Raw genomic sequence first — 16733 nt, forward strand, 5'->3', positions numbered from 1 at the left:
GTCAGGCGCCGCTCATCGGGCGGCATCACTCGAAATGGGAACTCACACCACTTCCTGGGGCATCACCGGCGCCGCCGGCCACGGCTGCTGCGCCCCGCGCATGCACTCCCAGGCGCGCGCCATGCGCAGCACGCCCAGGTCGTCGTGGCGGCGGCCGATGATCTGCAGTCCGATCGGCAGGCCTTCGACTGCCGTGTAGCCGCAGTTGATGGATGCGGCCGGCTGTTCGCTCATATTCCAGGGCAGGGTGAAGGCGATGTGCTCGAAGGGGCGCTCGGGGTCGTTGAGCGGGCTGGCCCAGTCGGCCGGGAAGCTGGCGGCCACCGGGCTGACCGGCGAGAGCACATAGTCGTAGGGTTCACTGGCGGCGATGGCGGCGTCGCGCAGGGCCGCCATTTGGCTGTAGCCGTGGAACAGCTCGGCGGCGCTGAGGTGTTCGCCGCGTGCCACCCAGTCCCGGATATAGGGCAGCACCTGCTGGCGGCGCGCCTCGGGCAGGGCCGAGATGTCGAGCCAAGAGCGCATGCGCCAGAAGTTGTCGAGCCCATCGATCATGGCGCGCGTCGAGCAGGGGCCGAGCGGCTCCAGGTGCGCGCCGGCCGCCTCGAAGGCGTGCGCCGCGGCCTGCACCGCGGCGGCGATCTCGGGCTCGACGGGCAGGCCCCAGCCGGCGTCCAGCATCAGGCCGATGCGCAGGCCCTTGAGTTCGATCCCGTCGAGCCGCTGCCAGGCGATGTCCTGCCAGGGCAGGCTCATGCCGTCGCGCCAGTCGGGGCGGCTCAGATGGGCCATCAGTAGCGCGGCGTCGGCCACGCAGCGCGTCATCGGGCCGGCCACCCGGCCGGCAAAGGGCGGCTGGATGGGGATGCGGCCCAGGCTGGGCTTGAGCGCAAAGATGCCGCACCAGCCGGCCGGTAGGCGCACCGAGCCGCCGATATCGGTGCCCACATGCAGCGGGCCGTAGCCGGCCGCGGCAGCGGCGGCGGCACCGGCGCTGGAGCCGCCGGGGTTCTTGCCTAAATCCCAGGGGTTGCGGGTGGTGGCATGAAAGCTGGAAAGGCCAGAGCTGAGCATGCCGTAGTCGGGCATGGTGGTCTTGCCCAGCAGCACCGCGCCGGCCTCGCGCAGGCGCGCGGCGGGTGGTGCGTCCGCGGCCGCCGGCAGCAGCTCGCTGGCGGCGCTGCCCAGCGGCATGGGGGTGCCGCGGGTGGCGATGTTTTCCTTCAGCGTGGCGGGCACGCCGTCCAGGCAGGCGTCCTGCGGGCCCAGCAGCGGCTCGCCCTGCAGCCAGCGCGCCTCAGAGGCACGCGCCTGCGCCAGCGCGGCCTCGGCGTCCAGCGCGTAGAGCGCATGCAGCCGCGGCTCCCAGCGCTCGATCTGCGCCAGCACCGCGCGGGTCACTTCCACCGGGCTGAGCTGGCGGGCGGCGTAGGCGCCCACCAGCTCGGTGGCGCTCCAGTCGTGCAGCGGACGTGATGTCATCGTGCGGTTCCTTGTTCCCAGCTGAGCGCGGCCAGGTCGTTGGCGAAGATCGGCATATCGGTCCACAAGCCCTTGAGGCCGCGCTTGGCCACGGTGATCCACTGCGGCTGGTAGAGGTAGGCGGCCACGGCGTCCTGGGCGATCAGGCGCTGGGCCTCGGCCAGCAGTTGCGCACGCTCGGCCTCGCGCGGCGCGTTGAGGATGCGCTGGTAGAGCGCGTTGAATGCCGCACTCTCATAACCCCAGTAGTAGCCGGGCTTGGCGAAGTTGCCCAGGTCGAAGGGCTCCACATGGGCGATCAGGGTGAGTTCAAAAGCCTTGTTGGCATACACACCGGAGAGCCACTGCGCCCATTCGACGTTCTCGATGCGCGCCCTGATGCCCACCTTGGCCAGCTGCGCCGCCACCACCTCGCCGCCCTGGCGCGCATAGGGCGTGGGCGGCAGCTTGAGGCTCAGTTCCAGGGGCGCAGCCACGCCAGCTTCCTTCAAGAGTGCGCGCGCGCGCTCGGGGTCGTAGGGGTTGATCGCGGTGGTGTCCACATAGCCCGGCGCGCCGGGCACATAGTGGCTGCCGATCGCCACGCCATAGCCATCGGCGGCGGCCTCGATGACGGCCTGGCGGTCGATCGCCAGTGCGATGGCGCGGCGCACGCGCACATCGTCGAGCGGCTTCTTCTTGTGGTTGATGGCCAGGATGGTCTTGGCACGCGAGGCGCCCACCAGCACCTGGTAGCGCTGCGGCTGCGCCCTGAATTGCGCCAGGCTGCGCGCCGCGGCCACACGCGGGAATACATCGACATCGCCGCTCAGCAGCGCCGCCACCTGGGCCGCGGGCTCGGAGATGAAACGGAACTGCACGCGCTTGAGCGCTGGCAGCGGCGCCGCGCCACGGTAGCCCGGCCAGGCCTTCAGCATGAGGCTGGCGCCGCGCGCCCAATGCGCCAGCTGGTAAGGCCCGGTGCCGACCGGCTGCGTGGCATTGCGCTCGGCACTCTTGGGCTCGACGATGCTGGCGGTGGCCTGGCCCAGCAGGAACAAAAAATCGGGCTCGATGCTCTTCAGGCCTATCACCACGGTGTCGGGCGCGGGCGTGGCCAGCAGTGCGATATTGGCGAACACGCGCCTGTCCTTGTTGGCGCTCTTCTCGCCCGCGGCGCGCTCGAAGGAGAACTTCACCGCCGCGGCATCGCAGGGCTCGCCGTTGTGAAAGCGCAGCCCCGGGCGCAGGCGGAAGGTGTAGGTCTTGAGGTCGGGCGAGACCTCCCAGCTGCTGGCCAGCAGCGGGCTCACGCGCCCATCCGAGCCTATCTTGGTGAGGGTCTCGAAGACGTTGTAGTGCACGATCTCGGCAATCGCCGAGGCCGCGCCCAGGGTCGGGTCCAGGCCCGGCGGTTCCAGGGTCATGCCCAGCACCAGGCTGTCGCGCGCCTGCGCATGCGCGGCCGGCAGCAGCATCACCATGGCGCTGCCCAGCAAGACCTTGCGGCGGCTAAGAATCATCCGGCCCTCCCCTCACGACCGGCGCATCTTGCCATGCACGCTTCAGTCGCGCAGGCGCGGGTCCAGCAGATCGCGCAGCGCATCGCCCAGCAGGTTCAGGCCCAGCACGGTGAGCGCAATCGCCAGGCCCGGCCACACGGCCAGCAGCGGCGCCTGGAACAGCCAGCTCTGCGCCTCGGCCAGCATGCGGCCCCAGGAGGGCTCGGGCGGCTGGCTGCCCAGGCCCAGAAAGGCCAGCGCCGCCTCCGCCAGTATGGCCAGGCCGAACTGGATGGTGGCCTGCACGATCAGCAGCGGCAGCAGATTGGGCAGCACATGCACCCAGGCAACGCCCAACGGGCCGCGACCGAAGGCGCGCGCGGCGCGCACATAGTCGCGCTGCCACTGCGCCAGCGCCGCGCCGCGCGTCAGGCGCGCATAGACGGGCACGCTGTGCAGCGCGATCGCCAGCACCGCGACGGCAAGACCTGGCCCCAGGCTGGCGGCCAGCAAAATCGCCAGCAGCAGGGCCGGAAAGGCATAGCCGAGGTCGGCGGCGCGCATGATGAGCTCCTCGCACCAGCCGCGCCGCGCCGCCGCCAGCAGGCCCAGGCCCGCCCCCAGCAGCAGGCCCAGGCCGGCCGCGCAGGCGCCCACCAGCAGGGCATTGCGCGCGCCCGCCATCAGCTGGCTCACCAGGTCGCGGCCCAGGCCGTCGGTGCCCAGCCAATGGGCGGCGCTGGGCGGCTGCAGCCTGGCGGCCAGCTCGATCTCTGCGGGCGGCCAGGGCGTCCACAACAGCGAGAGCAGGCCCGTCAGCGCCACCGCCAGCACGATGGCGGCGCCGGCACAGAAGCCGCGATGGCGACGGGCGCGCGGCCAGAAGCCGTTCACCTCAGCCATGCGCACCCCCCCTGCGCAGGCGCGGGTCCAGCGCCAGGTAGAGCAGGTCCACCACGAAGTTCAGCAGCAGCACCAGCGCCACCAGCAGCAGCACACCGTTGCGCAGCACCATCAGGTCGCGGTTGGCCAGCGCCTGAAACAGCAGCCGGCCCAGGCCGGGCAGCTGGAAGATGTTCTCCACCACGATGGTGCCGGCCAGCAGGTTGGCGAACTGCAGGCCCATCACGGTAACGATGGGAATGAGCGCATTGCGCAAGGCATGGTGCAGCAGGATGCGGCGCTCGCTGGCGCCGGCGGCGCGCGCGCTGCGCACATAGTCCTCGCCCAGCACCTCCAGCAGGGCCGAGCGGGTGATGCGCGCCAGGATGGCGGCCTGGGTGAGCGCCAGCGCCAGCGCCGGCAGGGCCAGGGCCTGCAGGGCCGGGAGGAAGCCACCTCCGCTGGCCTCGCTCCAGCCCGGAAAGCCGCCGGCCGCTACCCATTGCAGCTTCACCGCGAACAGCAGCATCAAGAGGATGGCGAACCAGAAGCTGGGCGTGGCCAGGCCCAGCTGGCTCAGCAGCATCACCAGCAGATCGCCGCGGCGGCCGCGCCGCGCCGCCGCATAGCCGCCCGCCGCCAGCGCGAGCAGCGCCGCCAAAGCCATCGCCAGCAGGGCCAGCGGCAGGGTCAGCACCAGGCGCTCGGCGATCAGCTCGGCCACCGGCGCGCCATAGGCATGCGAAAGCCCCATCTCGCCGCGCGCCAGGCCGGCCAGCCAATCCAGGTAGCGCAAGGCGGCGGGCCGCTGCAGGCCCAGCTGCTCGGCCAGCGCCGCCACCGCCTCGGGCGTGGCCTCGCTGCCCAGCATCAGCTGCGCGGCGTTGCCCGGCAGCACGTCCAGCAGCGCAAAGATCAGGGCAGTGGCGGCCAACAGGCTCAGCAGCAGGCTGGCCAGGCGCGTCAGCAGGGCGAGTCTCATGGCGGCGCATTGTCACCGCCGCCGCGCCATCAAGGCCCGGCCTGGCCTGACATGACGACCGGCACGGCGCCCGCGGCTCGCACAAAATCGCCCGCGGTGGCCACCACAAGCAGCCCGAGCTGCGGCGCCACCCGAGATCGGAAACCGAGGGAGGACGGACTCTATGCACATCAATATCGCTGGCTTGCGCTACGGCGCGACCCTTCTTGGCGCGGCCCTGGCAGGCTGTGGCGGCGTGGCCGACGACATTGCCAAGCCCATTGCCGACGCCTATGTCTGCGCCTTCACCAACTGCAAGGAATCCGACAGCCTGGCCCTGGAGGACATCAGCCCCAGCTTTGTGGTCAGCCGGGCGGCGGGCCAGCTGCGGGTGGAGGCAGGCTTCGGCTACCGCGCCAACCTCCTGACCCAGGTACGCCTGAGCAGCAGCGATCGCCTCAGCGCCATCGTGGACGGCCAACGCCACGACTTCAGCAGCACCGACGACAGCCGCGCCAACTGGGTGGCGCAGTTTCCTGCCAATGGCGCCACGCCCAGCGTGCAGCTGACCCTGGAACGCGGCACGCGCACGCTCACCAGCAGCGTGCAGCTGCCGCAGCTGGCGCTGCTGAGCACAGCGCAGAGCGTGACGCTGACGCGCAGCTCGGGCGGCTATGTCGTGCAGCTGAGCAGCGGCGATAGCGCGCACCTCGGCGCCCGCGTCGAGGGCGAATGCTCGCGCGTGGACGGCAGCCGTTTCAAGCTGACGGGCGACGCCATCGCCTACAGCCCGCAGGGCAGCGGCGCGGGCGGCGCCTGGGCCTACCGGGTGGACAGCGCGCAGCTGGACAGCCGCCTCAACGAACTGAGCCGGCAGAACAACAAGCAGGACCCCGCCACCTCGCCGGTGGCGAGCTGCCAGCTGAGCGTCAACTGGGTGCTCGATCAGCCGGGCCAGCTCGACCCGGGCTTTTCCAGCCACGGCCGCATCGTCGGCCGCGCCCAGGTGAGCCAGGGCCTGAGCTATCTGGCCAGCTGAGCCACGCCGCTCACTTGCCCGCGGCCTTGAGTGCCTGCGCGGCCTTCAGCATCGCGCCGACATGGCCGTCGGGGCTCATGCTGGCATGCACGGCGGCGATCTTGCCCTCGCGCGAGATCAGGTAGGAGATGCGGTCGGCCATGCCGGGCACGATCTTCAGCGCGGCGTCGTAGTCCTTCATGACCTTGGCGCCGGCATCCGCCGCCACCGCGAACTTGCCGCGGCAGGCCTCGGTGCTGAACTTCTTGAGCGTCTCGATGTCGTCGTTGGACATGCCCAGCACCGTCACGTCCAGCGCCTTGAATTGCGCCGTGGCCTCGGAAAACAGATGCGCCTCGACGGTGCAGCCGCTGGTGAAGGCCTTGGGATAGAAGTACAGCAGCACCGGCCCCTGCTTGAGGCTGGCGGCCAGGCTGAACTTGTAGGGCGCGCCCGCCAGCGCGGCGTCGGCCGTGAAGTCGGGTGCCGGCGCGCCCACCGGCAGGGCGGCCAGGGCGGCACCGCTCAGCAGCAGGGTGGCGGTGGCGCAGAGAGTCTTGAGCTTCATGGCAGGCGTCCTTTTAGGAACCCGCATGATGCCCTGCCTTCAAACGCCTGTGAGCCGCACGGGCATGCGGCACCCAGCCATGGCGCGCCCAGCGCCGCCACATCAGCAGGCCGCGCAGCCATTCGTCGGCGGCGTAGGCGATCCAGATGCCCACCAGGCCCAGGCCCAGCACCTGGCCCAGCAGCCAGCTGCCGCCGGCCAGCACCAGCAGCATCGAGGCCGCGCCCGCCACGACCGGATAGCGCGCGTCGCCGGTGGCGCGCAGCGCGTTGATCACCACCAGATTGAAGGTGCGGCCGGGCTCCAGGATCACCGTCAGCCACATCAGGGTGACGGCCTGGGCGACGATGGCCTCGTCGCGCGTGAACAGGCGCAGCAGCCAGGGCGAGGCCAGCGCCGCGGCGCCGGCCACCGCCACGCTCACCAGCAGGCCGCGCCCGAGCGCGCGCCGCACCAAGCGGTGCGCGGCATGCAGCTGGCCGGCGCCGATCAGATGCCCCACCACGATCTCGGCCGCAAAGCCGGTGGCCAGGCCGAACAGCAGCACGAAGTACATCAGCTGCGAAGCATAGGAATGCGCGGCCAGGGCGCCGGCGCCGAGCTGGCCGGCCACGGCGATGCTGACCATGAAGGCAAGGCGGTAGGCGATGTTCTCGGCCGCGCCGGGCAGGCCGATGTGCAGCAGCCCGGCCAGCTCGCGGCGCGGCAGCCGCCACCAGTCGGACCAAAGCGGGTGCAGGCCCAGGCGCACGCGCCACAGCCACAGATGCAGCGCCAGGCCGAGGCTGCGGCTGCACAGCAGGGCGAGCGCAAAGCCCGGCAGGCCCAGCCATTGCATGAAGGGCAGCGCCAGGCCCAGCTGGGCGATCTGCATCGCCACCAGCACCGCCAGGGTGTCGCGCGTGCGCAGATGGGCCCGCATCACGCTGGCCATCGAGGCATTCCAGGCATCCAGCAGCATCGCGGGCGCGAGCGCCTGCAGCAGCGGCACGGCCAGCGGCAGCACCTCGGTCGGCGCATTCAGCAGCCGCAAGAGCGGCGCGGCGGCCAAGGCCGCGGCCAGGGCGGTGAGCCCGCCGATCCAGCTGCTGGCCCCCAGGGCGGCGCGCGCGCTCGCATCGGCCAGCTCGCGCCGCCCGCCGCCCAGGCTCTGCGTGATCACCACGCTGATGCCTGCGCCGACGATGCGAAACAGGATGAACAAGGTGCCCGCCACATGGTTGGCGAGCGCGAAGCCGGCGCCCGCGCTGTCGGAGATGCGCGCCGCCAGCAGGGTGCCGATCAGGCCCACGGCAATGCCCAGGCAGAGTTCGAGGAACAGGGGCCAGGCGAGCGGGAACAGTCGGGGCGTCATGACGCGGCGCATGCTAATGCAGGCGCGCCGTCCAGGCCGTAACCCTCAGGTAACCACCAGCAGCTCGTCGGCCAGCCATTGCTGCAGGGCACGCAAGGCCACGGCGGCAACTTGTTCGGCGGCCTGCTCGGGCCCGTGCAGCGCGCTGGCCAGCTCGCACAGATGCGCAAAGGTGGCGCCCTCGCCCAGGCCCTGCAGCAGCGCCTGTTCCTCGGCAGCCAGCGAGCGCCAGCGCGTCTCCAGGCCCTGGCGCCAGACCAGCAGACCATGGCCCTGCGCCAACGGCTCGGGCAGCTCGGGCTCGGCGGCGCCGGGCTGGTGCTGGCGCAGCGCGCGCCAGACCGGCTCCACAACCCAGTCCAGCGCCAACAGCCGCACGCTGGGTTGCAGGCGCAGCGCCAGGCCGGCCCAGGCAGCGGGCGCCAGCGTCTGCAGCTGCGCCAGCGTCATCGGCGCGGCCGCGGCGGCGTCGAAGGCGCCGCGCAGGGCCCAGTCCATGCGCGCCAGATCGCGCAGCGCCGCATGCGGCAGCCGCGCGGCGTAGGGCCCGTCCATGAAGTCGGCCAGCGCATCGCCAAACCAGCGTATCGAGGCCTGCCGCGAGGGATACGCCTCGATATAGGCATGGCCCAGCGCATCGAAAGCGGCGTCGCCCATCGCCAGGGCCAAAACCTCGTAGTTGTCGCGCAGAGCGCCCAGCAGGCGCGCCCGGTAGGCGTGGGCATAGACGGCCAGGCGCTTCTCGCTGCCTTGGCCGAGCAGTTGCGGAACTAGGGCCTGCCCCAACACGGCACGTTGGAACGCCTGCTGCTGCGCCTGCAGGTTCATGCCGCCTCCTGCTCGGGCAGCACCTCGGCCGCCAGGCGCCGCGCCAGGTCCAGCTCGTCCAGCAGATCGGCCAGCGGCGGGATGTTGTCGTCGCGCTCGATCATGGTGGGCTTGGGGCCCAGCCGGCCCAGCGTGTAGGAAAAAAGCTCCCAGACCGCGGGGCAGACCGCATGGTCGTGGGTGTCGATCACCAGCTCGCCCAGGTCCTCGTGGCCGGCCAGATGGATCTGCTGCACCTGCGCGGCGGGCATGCGGTCGATGTAGGCGCAAGGGTCGAAACCATGATTGCGGCTCGACACGTAGACGTTGTTGACGTCCAGCAGCAAGCGGCAGCCGCTGCGCCTGAGCAGCTCGGCCACGAAGCTGGCCTCGTCCATCTCGTCGGCGGCAAAGGCCACATAGCTGGAGACGTTCTCCAGCACCAGCGGGCGGCGCAGGATGTCCTGCACCTGCTCGATGCGCGCACACAGATGCTGTAGCGCCGCCTCGGTATAGGGCATGGGCAGCAGATCGTGCAGATTGCGATGGTCGACGCCGGTCCAGCACAGATGATCCGACAGCCAGGCCGGTTCGATGCGATCGGCCAGCGCCTTCAGCTCGCGCAGATAGGCGATGTTGAGCGCATCGCTGCTGCCTATGGACATGGACACGCCATGCATCACGACGGGATAGTCGCGCCGCAGGCGCTCCAGATGCCAGAGCGGCTTGCCGCCCGGCACCAGGTAGTTCTCGGAAATGATCTCCAGCCAGTCCGGCCGCTGGCCGGCCGGCAGGGGCTCGGCCAGGGCCTGGTAATGCTCGGTGCGGAGGCCCAGGCCGAAGCTATGGGCTTGGATGCTGGACATGGGCGCTCCTGACGAGAGTTCGGCTGTTTACTTTTCGACCTTGCCGCCGGCCTTGGTGCATTCGGCTGCGCTGGCCTTGCTGACCCAGCCCTGGCCCTTGCAGCTGTTGTGGCCCTTGCATTCGCTCTTGGCGGTCTTGCACTCGGACGTGCCCTTGCAGCCGTTGACGCCCGAGCACTTGACCATGCCGTCGTCGGCGGCCTGCACCGCGGTGCTGAAGCCGGCGCCGGCAAACAGGGCGGCAGCGGCGGCGGCGATCGACAGGCCGGTGGAAACGGACTTGAGGGTGGTTTGCATGTGAATCTCCTGAGAGTGAATCGTTGCGGTGTGAGAAGGAACAGGCCGGAGCGCTTGCCCACGACTTGTGAGCTTGTGTCGCAGCAACCCGGCCTGGCCTTACATACGCCGCGGAATTTTTTCTGGATGCGGATTACCCTCGGTTATGCCCACGGGCCCGCCATTCATTGGCCAGGGCCGGCTCTGGCCCTTAGAGTCGGGCCCATGCTCAAGACCGAGATGCCCAGCAGCGCGCACCAGAACCTGGATGAATACGAGACGCCGGCGCTGATCGCCGCCCTGGTGGACGACCAGGGCGAGGCGCTGCGGGCGGTGCGCGCCGCCGCGCCGCAGCTGGCGGCCGCGGTGCAGGCCGCCCTGCCGCGCATCCGCGCCGGCGGCCGGCTCATCTATGTGGGCGCCGGCACCTCGGGGCGCCTGGGCGTGCTGGACAGCGTGGAGCTCTACCCCACCTTCTCCTGGCCGCACGAGCGCGCGCTGGCCCTGCTGGCGGGCGGCCGCGGCGCCATGTTCGAGGCGGTGGAGGGTGCCGAGGACGACGCCGCCCAGGGCGGCGTCGACATTTTGTCTTTGCAACCCACACCCAAGGACGTGGTGCTGCTACTCGCCGCCTCGGGTGCCACGCCCTATGTGCTGGGCGCGCTGCGCGCGGCGCGCGCCGCCGGGGCGCTGACGCTGGGCTTTGCCAACAACCCGGGCGCGCCGGTGTCAGGTCTTGCCGAGATCGGCATCGTGCTGGACACCGGGCCCGAACTGATCTCGGGCAGCACGCGGCTGAAGGCAGGCAGCGCGCAGAAGATCGCGCTCAACAGCTTCTCGAGCGCGCTGATGGTCAGGCTGAACAAGGTCTACGGCAATCTGATGGTGGACCTGCGGGCCAGCAACGCCAAGCTGCTGCGCCGCGCCCTGGACCTGACCATGCGTGCCAGCGGCGCCGACGAGACCCGCGCCGAGGACATGCTGCGGGCCTGCAACCATTCGGTGAAGCTGGCCATCGTGGCGCTGCGGCGTGGCTGCACGCCGGCGCAGGCGCGCGCCGCGCTGGACGCCGCCGACGGCAGCGTACGCCGGGCCCTGCAAGCGTGATGCCGCGCTCGCCCTGGGCCTGGATCCCCAGCCTCTACCTGCTGCAAGGCATCCCCTATGTGGTGGTGATGACGCTGTCGGTGGTGATGTACAAGAATCTGGGCATCAGCAACACCGAGATCGCGCTCACCACCAGCTGGCTCTACCTGCCCTGGGTGATCAAGCCGCTGTGGTCGCCGCTGATCGAGCTGCTGGGCAGCAAGCGGCGCTGGATCTGGGCGCTGCAGTTCCTGGTCGGTGCGGCGCTGGCCGGCGTGGCGCTGGTGCTGCCGCTGCCGGCCTGGTTCCAGCTCAGCCTGGCGGTGTTCTGGCTGATGGCCTTTGCCTCGGCCTCGCACGACATCGCCGCCGATGGCTTCTATCTGCTGGCGCTGCAACAGCACCAGCAGGCCGCCTTCGTGGGCGTGCGCTCGACCTTCTACCGCATCGCCAATATCGCCGGCCAGGGCGGCCTGGTCTATCTGGCCGGCGTGCTGCAGGAGCGTAATAGCGGCGGCAGCATGGCCACGGCCTGGAGCCAGGTTTTCATGCTGCTGGCCGCGGCCTTTGCGCTGTTGGCGCTCTACCACCTCGTGCTGCTGCCGCGGCCGGCGGCGGATCGCCCGGCCGCGCAGGCCAGTGCGCGCGAGTTCTTCGCCGTCTTCAAGGCCTATTTCCGCAAGCCCGCCATCGGGGTGATCCTGGGCTATCTGCTGCTCTACCGCTTCCCGGAGGCGCAGCTGCTCAAGCTGGCCACGCCCTTTTTGCTTGACGCGCCGGCGCAGGGCGGGCTGGGCCTCAGCACCAAGGAGGTGGGCATCACCTATGGCACGGTGGGCCTGACGGCGCTGACCCTGGGCGGCCTGCTGGGCGGCTGGATCGTCTCGCGCGTGGGCCTGAAGCGCGCGCTCTGGCCGCTCATTCTCAGCATGCATGTACCCAACCTGGTGTTCCTCTTGATGGCGCTGATGCATCCGGGCAGCCTGTGGCTGGTGAGCGCCGTGCTGGCACTGGAGCAGTTCGGCTATGGCCTGGGCTTCACCGCCTATTTGATGGTGATGATGCTGGTGGCCGAGGGCCCCCACAAGACTTCTCACTACGCGATTTGCACCGGCTTCATGGCCCTGGGCATGATGCTGCCGGGCATGTGGAGCGGCTGGCTGCAGGCGCAGATCGGCTATGCCTGGTTCTTTGCCTGGGTGCTGCTGGCCACCCTGCCCTCGTTCGCGATGACGGCGCTGCTGCAGATCCCCGAGGGCTTTGGGAAGAAGGCTGAGGCCGATACATGAGTAGCGCACGCCTAGCCAGCCTGGACGCCTTCCGCGGCTTCACCATCGCTGCGATGCTGGTGGTCAACAACCCGGGGGACTGGGCGCATCTCTACGGCCCGCTGGCGCATGCCGAGTGGCATGGCTGGACCTTCACCGATTGGATCTTTCCCTTCTTCGTCTTCATCAGCGGCGTGTCCATGCACATCAGCCTGGGCCGGCGTGCCGCGGCGGGTGCCGCCCGGCGGGCCCTGCTGCTGCAGACCTGGCGGCGCGGCCTGGTCATCATCGCGATCGGCCTGGCGCTCAACCTCATCCCGGCCTTCAATCTGGAGACCCTGCGCTGGCCCGGCGTGCTGCAGCGCCTGGGCCTCATCACCCTGCTGGCCGCACCGCTGGCGCTGTTGCCGGGCTGGCGCCAGCAGCTGGCCGCGGCCCTGGCCCTGCTGGCGCTCTACAGCCTGCTGATGCTGTGCCTGCCGGTGCCGGATGCCCAGGGCCTGTGGCATGTCGGCTCGCTGCAGCCCGGCGAGGACAGCGGCGCCTGGCTCGATCGCACGCTGATGGGCGGCCATCTGTGGGCGAAAAGCAGGAGCTGGGACCCGGAAGGCCTGCTCTCCACCCTGCCGGCGCTGGCCAGCCAGGTCGCGGGCCTGTTGGCGGGACGCTGGCTGATGGCGCGGCGCGCGCCGGTCGAAAAGGCCATGTGGTTCATGGTGTCAGGTCTTGCCTGCCTGTGGCTGGGCCAGCTGCTCGACGCCTGGCTGATGCCCATCAACAAGAATCTCTGGACGCCCTCCTACGCGCTGGCGATGACGGGCTGGGCCTGCCTGCTGTTCGGCAGCTTCTACTGGCTGCTGGACGCCATGCCGCTGCCGCTGCTGCGCGCGCGCCTGGCGCGCTGGGCCAAGCCGTTGCAGGTGTTCGGCATGAACGCGCTCTTCATCTTCGCGCTCTCAGGCCTGCTGGCCAAGCTGCTGTTCTTCATCAAGCTGGCGCGGTCGGACGGCGGCGAGCGCTCGCTCAAGGCCCTGCTCTACGCGCCCATCCAGGCCCTGGAGCTGGCGCCGCGCAATGCCTCGCTGCTGTATGCCCTGGCTTTCTGTGCCAGCATGTACCTGGTGGCCTGGCTCATGTGGCGCAGGCAGTGGTTTGTGAAGGTTTGAAGGATTGCATGCAACGACGTAAGGCCCTGACGGCCATGGCGATGCTGGGCCTGGCCGGCTGTGCGCCGCTGCCCATCCCGCCGGCCGCACCGCTCGCGCCGCCCGCGCCACTGGCCCCGCCGCCGGCGCGCGAGTTCCGCGCCGCCTGGGTGGCCACGGTGGCGAATATCGACTGGCCCAGCCGCAAGGGGCTTGGCAGCGCCGAGCAGATCGCCGAGATGCACGCCCTGCTCGACCGCGCCGCGGCGCTCGGGCTCAACACCATCATCCTGCAGGTGCGCAGCAGCGCCGATGCAATCTACCCCTCGGCGCTGGAGCCCTGGAGCGAGTACCTGAGCGGCACCCAGGGCCAGGCCCCCGAGCCCTTCTACGACCCTCTGGCCAGCTGGGTGAGCGCGGCCCATGCGCGCGGGCTGGAGCTGCATGCCTGGTTCAACCCCTACCGCGCGCGCCAGAGCCAGGCGCGCTCGGCGCCCGCGGCCGGCCATCTGAGCCAGACAAGGCCGGACTGGGTCAAGCGCTATGGCGATCAACAATGGATAGACCCCGGCGAGCCCGCCGCCGCCGCACATATGCTGGCGGTGGTGCGCGATGTGCTGCAGCGCTATGACGTCGACGGCATCCATATCGACGACTACTTCTATCCCTACCCGGTACTGGACGCCAGCAACAAGCAGGAGCTGGACTTCCCCGACGAGCCGAGCTGGCTGCGCCATGGCCTGGCCAGCGGCCTCGCCCGTGCCGACTGGCGCCGCGACAACGTCGACCGCCTGGTGCAGCAGCTCTACCGGCTGGTGCGCGAGGCCGGCAAGCCCTGGGTCAAGCTGGGCATCAGCCCCTTCGGCCTGCCGCGCCCCGATCTGCGCCCGGCCGGCATTGCCGGCTTCTCGCAGTACGACAAGCTCTACGCCCATGTGGAGCGCTGGCTGCGCGAGGGCTGGCTGGACTACCTGGTGCCGCAGCTCTACTGGCCGCGCGCGCAGACGCCCCAAGCCTTCGAGGTGCTGCTGGACTACTGGCATGGTCAGAACCCGCTGGGCCGGCATATCTACCCGGGCCTGTTCACCAGCCGCATCACCGACAGGCCCGACAGCTGGCCGGTGGAAGAGATCCTCGGGCAGATCGCGCTGACGCGTGAACTGGCGCCTGGCACCGGTCATGCCCACTTCAGCATGGTGGCGCTGGCGCAGAACCGCCGCGGCCTGGCCGACGCCCTGCGGGACGGGCCTTACACCGAACCTGCGCGTCCGCCAGAGATGCCCTGGCTGGGTCGGCGGCCATGACGGGATCGTCAACACGCTCTAAGATCGGGCCACCAAGCACCATGAGCAGCGCCGCCATCCCCAGCAACGAAGCCGAGCGCCTGCGCGCCCTGCGCGAATTGCTCATCCTGGACACTCCGCCCGAGCAGCGCTTCGACCGCATCGTGCAGTTTGCGGCCGAGGAGTTCGAGATGCCGGTGGCGATGCTCTCGCTGGTGGACAGCGAGCGGCAATGGACCAAGTCCTGCGTCGGCGTTGACCAATGCAATATCGCGCGCGAGCATGCCTTCTGCGCACATGCCATCCTCAGTGCGGAGATCATGGTGGTGCCGGATGCGCTGGCGGACGCGCGCTTCGTCGACAACCCGCTGGTGACCAGCGGCCCGCAGGTGCGTTTCTATGCGGGCGCGCCGATCGAGACCGGCCCGGGCCTGCGCGTCGGCACGCTGTGCCTGCTCGACACCAGGCCGCGCGAACTGGACAACACCGAGCTTGCCATCCTCGGCAGCTTGCGCGATCTGATACGCGGCGAACTGCTCGGCGAGCCGCTGGAGCCCTGAGCATGGGTCAGGCCGCTCGCCCCCTGCTGCTGCTGGTCGACCCCAATACCCTGTTCCGGCGCACCCTCGCGATGGTGGCGCGCGAGCTCAACATCGCCATGGTGGTGGAGGCCAACAGCCATGAGCTGGCGCAGCGCATGCTGGAGGCCAGGACGGTGCACGCGCTGCTGATGGACGTGGACGAACGCCTGGCCGCGCTGGCCCTGGTGCAGGGCGTGCGCGCCGGCAGCCTGCAATGCCCGCGCGACCTGCCGATCGCGCTCACCGCCGGCAGCGTCGACGCGGCTACGCTGGCGCTGTTCGGGCCACTGGGCATCAAGCGCGTGATGCTCAAGCCCTTCAAGGTCAAGACGGCGCTGGAAGTGGTGCGGATGCTGGTCGACGCGCCAGGCTGAGCGCCGTCACAGGAACTCGGCGCGTATATCCACCGTGGAGGCCTTGCCGACCTGCGCCAGATGCGCCGCCAGCCAGGCCTGGGCCTGGGCGCGGCCGGCGTCGCGCAGCTCGCACAGATAGGCCCAGCCAATGTCCAGCTTGCTGCTGGCCGACTGCGCCGCCATCAGCTCGTCGCAGCGTATCGAGTGGATGCGCATGCGGCGCGCGTCCGCCGGCGCTAGCTTGCCACGGTCGATCAGGCTGGTGACAAAGGCGATGGCACGCATCTCGCGCATCAGCGAAGAGTTGAAGCTGATCTCGTTGACGCGGTTGGCGATCTCGGCCGCGCTGCGCGGCACGCCGCGGCGCACCAGCGGGTTCACATGCACGATCAGCACATCGGCCGAGACGTCTTCGTAGATGAGCGGGAAGATCGCCGGGTTGCCCATGAAGCCGCCGTCCCAGAAATACTCGCCGTCGATTTCCACCGCCTGGAACAGGTTGGGCAGGCAGGCGCTGGCCAGCACCGCATCGGCCGTGATCTCGCTGCCGCTGAAAACGCGGATCTTGCCGGTCTCGACATTGGTGGCGCTGAGGAACAGCTTCACCAGCGGCGGCGCCTGGCGCAGCGCGTCCAGATCGACGCATTGCTGCAGCAGCTGGCGCAGCGGGTTGATGTTGAGCGGATTGAGCTGGTAGGGCGAGAAGGCCTGCAACAGGCTGCCCGCCCACCAATGCTGGGGCAATAAGAACTCGGGCGGCAGCGTTTTTTGCCAGCCCTGCATCAAGGCGTCCAGCCAGGGGGCCTGCCAGGGCGTCGGCCGGCCGGCCGCGGCCACCGCCTGCCAGAGCCCGGCCAGCGAGCGCCGCGCGCCCTCGGGGCCGCCGCGTCGCAGGCCGTCGGCCAGGGCCACCGCGTTGAGGCTGCCGGCGCTGGTGGCGCTGATGGCCTCGACGCGCAGGCGGCCGTCGGCCAGCAAGGCGTCCAGCACGCCCCAGGTGAAGGCGCCATGCGAGCCACCGCCCTGCAGCGCCAGATTGATGGCTTTTGTTCCCTCTGGTTTGGATGCGCGCCCCATGCGTCCCCCGATCGGAACCGCCCCGCCTGCGCAGGCGGGTCTTGCACCATCATGCCCCAGCGTCGCCGAAGAATTCGCCCCCTGCCTGTGGACTTTGAGCAACGGCCAACAAAAACCTTCGCGCCGGTTCGGGCAGGGCCGGGCGCCCAAGCCGGTGGCGCGCCGGGGCCGGCGCGTAGCGTCGTGGTGGCCCAGCGTGGGCCGCCCGTCACACTCTGTGACAGAGTCACAAAAGCGCCATA

The 16733-nt window shown here is 70.1% G+C and carries 17 protein-coding genes; 7 read left to right on the top strand and 10 right to left on the bottom strand.

Annotated features, from left to right (window positions below):
• Nucleotides 1-42 precede the first annotated feature (42 nt).
• The 4 genes from WG898_RS04430 to WG898_RS04445 are packed head-to-tail and all read right to left on the bottom strand — an operon-like array spanning nt 43 to nt 4827.
• Nucleotides 43-1482, bottom strand: coding sequence for an amidase (locus WG898_RS04430; RefSeq protein ID WP_339601529.1), 1440 nt, complete (start codon nt 1480-1482; stop codon nt 43-45).
• A complete protein-coding gene (locus WG898_RS04435; RefSeq protein ID WP_444718907.1) occupies nt 1479-2981 on the bottom strand; it encodes an ABC transporter substrate-binding protein in 1503 nt (500 codons plus the stop codon). Before WG898_RS04435 ends, WG898_RS04430 begins: the two co-directional genes overlap by 4 nt.
• 45 nt (nt 2982-3026) lie before the next feature.
• Nucleotides 3027-3866 (bottom strand): ABC transporter permease, encoded by an 840-nt coding sequence (locus WG898_RS04440; RefSeq protein WP_339601530.1) that lies wholly within the window; start codon nt 3864-3866, stop codon nt 3027-3029.
• Entirely contained in the window at nt 3859-4827 is a 969-nt protein-coding gene (locus tag WG898_RS04445; RefSeq protein WP_339601531.1) for an ABC transporter permease, read from the bottom strand. The genes WG898_RS04440 and WG898_RS04445 overlap by 8 nt, the downstream gene beginning before the upstream one ends.
• Nucleotides 4828-4990: 163 nt before the next feature.
• Here WG898_RS04445 and WG898_RS04450 point away from each other — a divergent pair, with 163 nt between their 5' ends.
• Nucleotides 4991-5845: a hypothetical protein gene (locus WG898_RS04450; RefSeq protein ID WP_339601532.1), complete on the top strand. Its 855-nt coding sequence runs from the start codon at nt 4991-4993 to the stop codon at nt 5843-5845.
• 10 nt (nt 5846-5855) lie between these two features.
• Here the strand turns inward: WG898_RS04450 and WG898_RS04455 are convergent, their stop codons facing one another.
• The 5 genes from WG898_RS04455 to bufA2 are packed head-to-tail and all read right to left on the bottom strand — an operon-like array spanning nt 5856 to nt 9716.
• A complete protein-coding gene (locus WG898_RS04455) occupies nt 5856-6392 on the bottom strand; it encodes a peroxiredoxin (RefSeq protein ID WP_339601533.1) in 537 nt (178 codons plus the stop codon).
• A gap of 13 nt (nt 6393-6405) precedes the next feature.
• Nucleotides 6406-7746 carry an MATE family efflux transporter gene (locus WG898_RS04460; protein ID WP_339601534.1) on the bottom strand — a complete coding sequence of 447 codons (1341 nt, stop codon included), beginning with the start codon at nt 7744-7746 and terminating at the stop codon, nt 6406-6408.
• Between the two features lie 45 nt (nt 7747-7791).
• Nucleotides 7792-8574 (bottom strand): HvfC/BufC family peptide modification chaperone, encoded by a 783-nt coding sequence (locus WG898_RS04465; RefSeq protein ID WP_339601535.1) that lies wholly within the window; start codon nt 8572-8574, stop codon nt 7792-7794.
• Nucleotides 8571-9419 (bottom strand): MNIO family bufferin maturase, encoded by an 849-nt coding sequence (bufB, locus tag WG898_RS04470; protein ID WP_339601536.1) that lies wholly within the window; start codon nt 9417-9419, stop codon nt 8571-8573. The genes WG898_RS04465 and bufB overlap by 4 nt, the downstream gene beginning before the upstream one ends.
• Before the next feature lie 27 nt (nt 9420-9446).
• Nucleotides 9447-9716 (bottom strand): BufA2 family periplasmic bufferin-type metallophore, encoded by a 270-nt coding sequence (gene bufA2, locus WG898_RS04475; protein ID WP_339601537.1) that lies wholly within the window; start codon nt 9714-9716, stop codon nt 9447-9449.
• 204 nt (nt 9717-9920) lie between these two features.
• Between bufA2 and WG898_RS04480 the strand changes: the two genes are divergently transcribed.
• From WG898_RS04480 to WG898_RS04505, 6 genes are read left to right on the top strand one after another with little or no spacing between them, the layout of a single operon-like run.
• Nucleotides 9921-10802 carry an N-acetylmuramic acid 6-phosphate etherase gene (locus WG898_RS04480; protein WP_339601538.1) on the top strand — a complete coding sequence of 294 codons (882 nt, stop codon included), beginning with the start codon at nt 9921-9923 and terminating at the stop codon, nt 10800-10802.
• The gene (locus WG898_RS04485) at nt 10802-12070 is read left to right on the top strand and encodes an MFS transporter (RefSeq protein ID WP_339601539.1); all 1269 of its coding nucleotides are present in this window, start codon (nt 10802-10804) and stop codon (nt 12068-12070) included. Before WG898_RS04480 ends, WG898_RS04485 begins: the two co-directional genes overlap by 1 nt.
• Nucleotides 12067-13215 carry an acyltransferase family protein gene (locus tag WG898_RS04490; protein ID WP_339601540.1) on the top strand — a complete coding sequence of 383 codons (1149 nt, stop codon included), beginning with the start codon at nt 12067-12069 and terminating at the stop codon, nt 13213-13215. The genes WG898_RS04485 and WG898_RS04490 overlap by 4 nt, the downstream gene beginning before the upstream one ends.
• An 8-nt stretch (nt 13216-13223) precedes the next feature.
• Complete coding sequence (locus WG898_RS04495) at nt 13224-14498, top strand: glycoside hydrolase family 10-like protein (protein WP_339601541.1); 1275 nt, start codon at nt 13224-13226, stop codon at nt 14496-14498.
• A 41-nt stretch (nt 14499-14539) separates the two neighbouring features.
• Nucleotides 14540-15037, top strand: coding sequence for a GAF domain-containing protein (locus WG898_RS04500; RefSeq protein WP_339601542.1), 498 nt, complete (start codon nt 14540-14542; stop codon nt 15035-15037).
• 2 nt (nt 15038-15039) lie between these two features.
• A complete protein-coding gene (locus tag WG898_RS04505) occupies nt 15040-15432 on the top strand; it encodes a response regulator (protein WP_339601543.1) in 393 nt (130 codons plus the stop codon).
• 6 nt (nt 15433-15438) lie between these two features.
• Here WG898_RS04505 and WG898_RS04510 read toward each other — a convergent pair whose 3' ends face one another.
• Nucleotides 15439-16491, bottom strand: a complete 1053-nt coding sequence (locus WG898_RS04510; RefSeq protein ID WP_339601544.1) for a patatin-like phospholipase family protein — start codon at nt 16489-16491, stop codon at nt 15439-15441.
• Nucleotides 16492-16733 lie beyond the last annotated feature (242 nt).

The sequence above is a fragment of the Paucibacter soli genome, from assembly GCF_037482845.1.
Lineage (GTDB): Bacteria > Pseudomonadota > Gammaproteobacteria > Burkholderiales > Burkholderiaceae_C > Paucibacter_B > Paucibacter_B soli.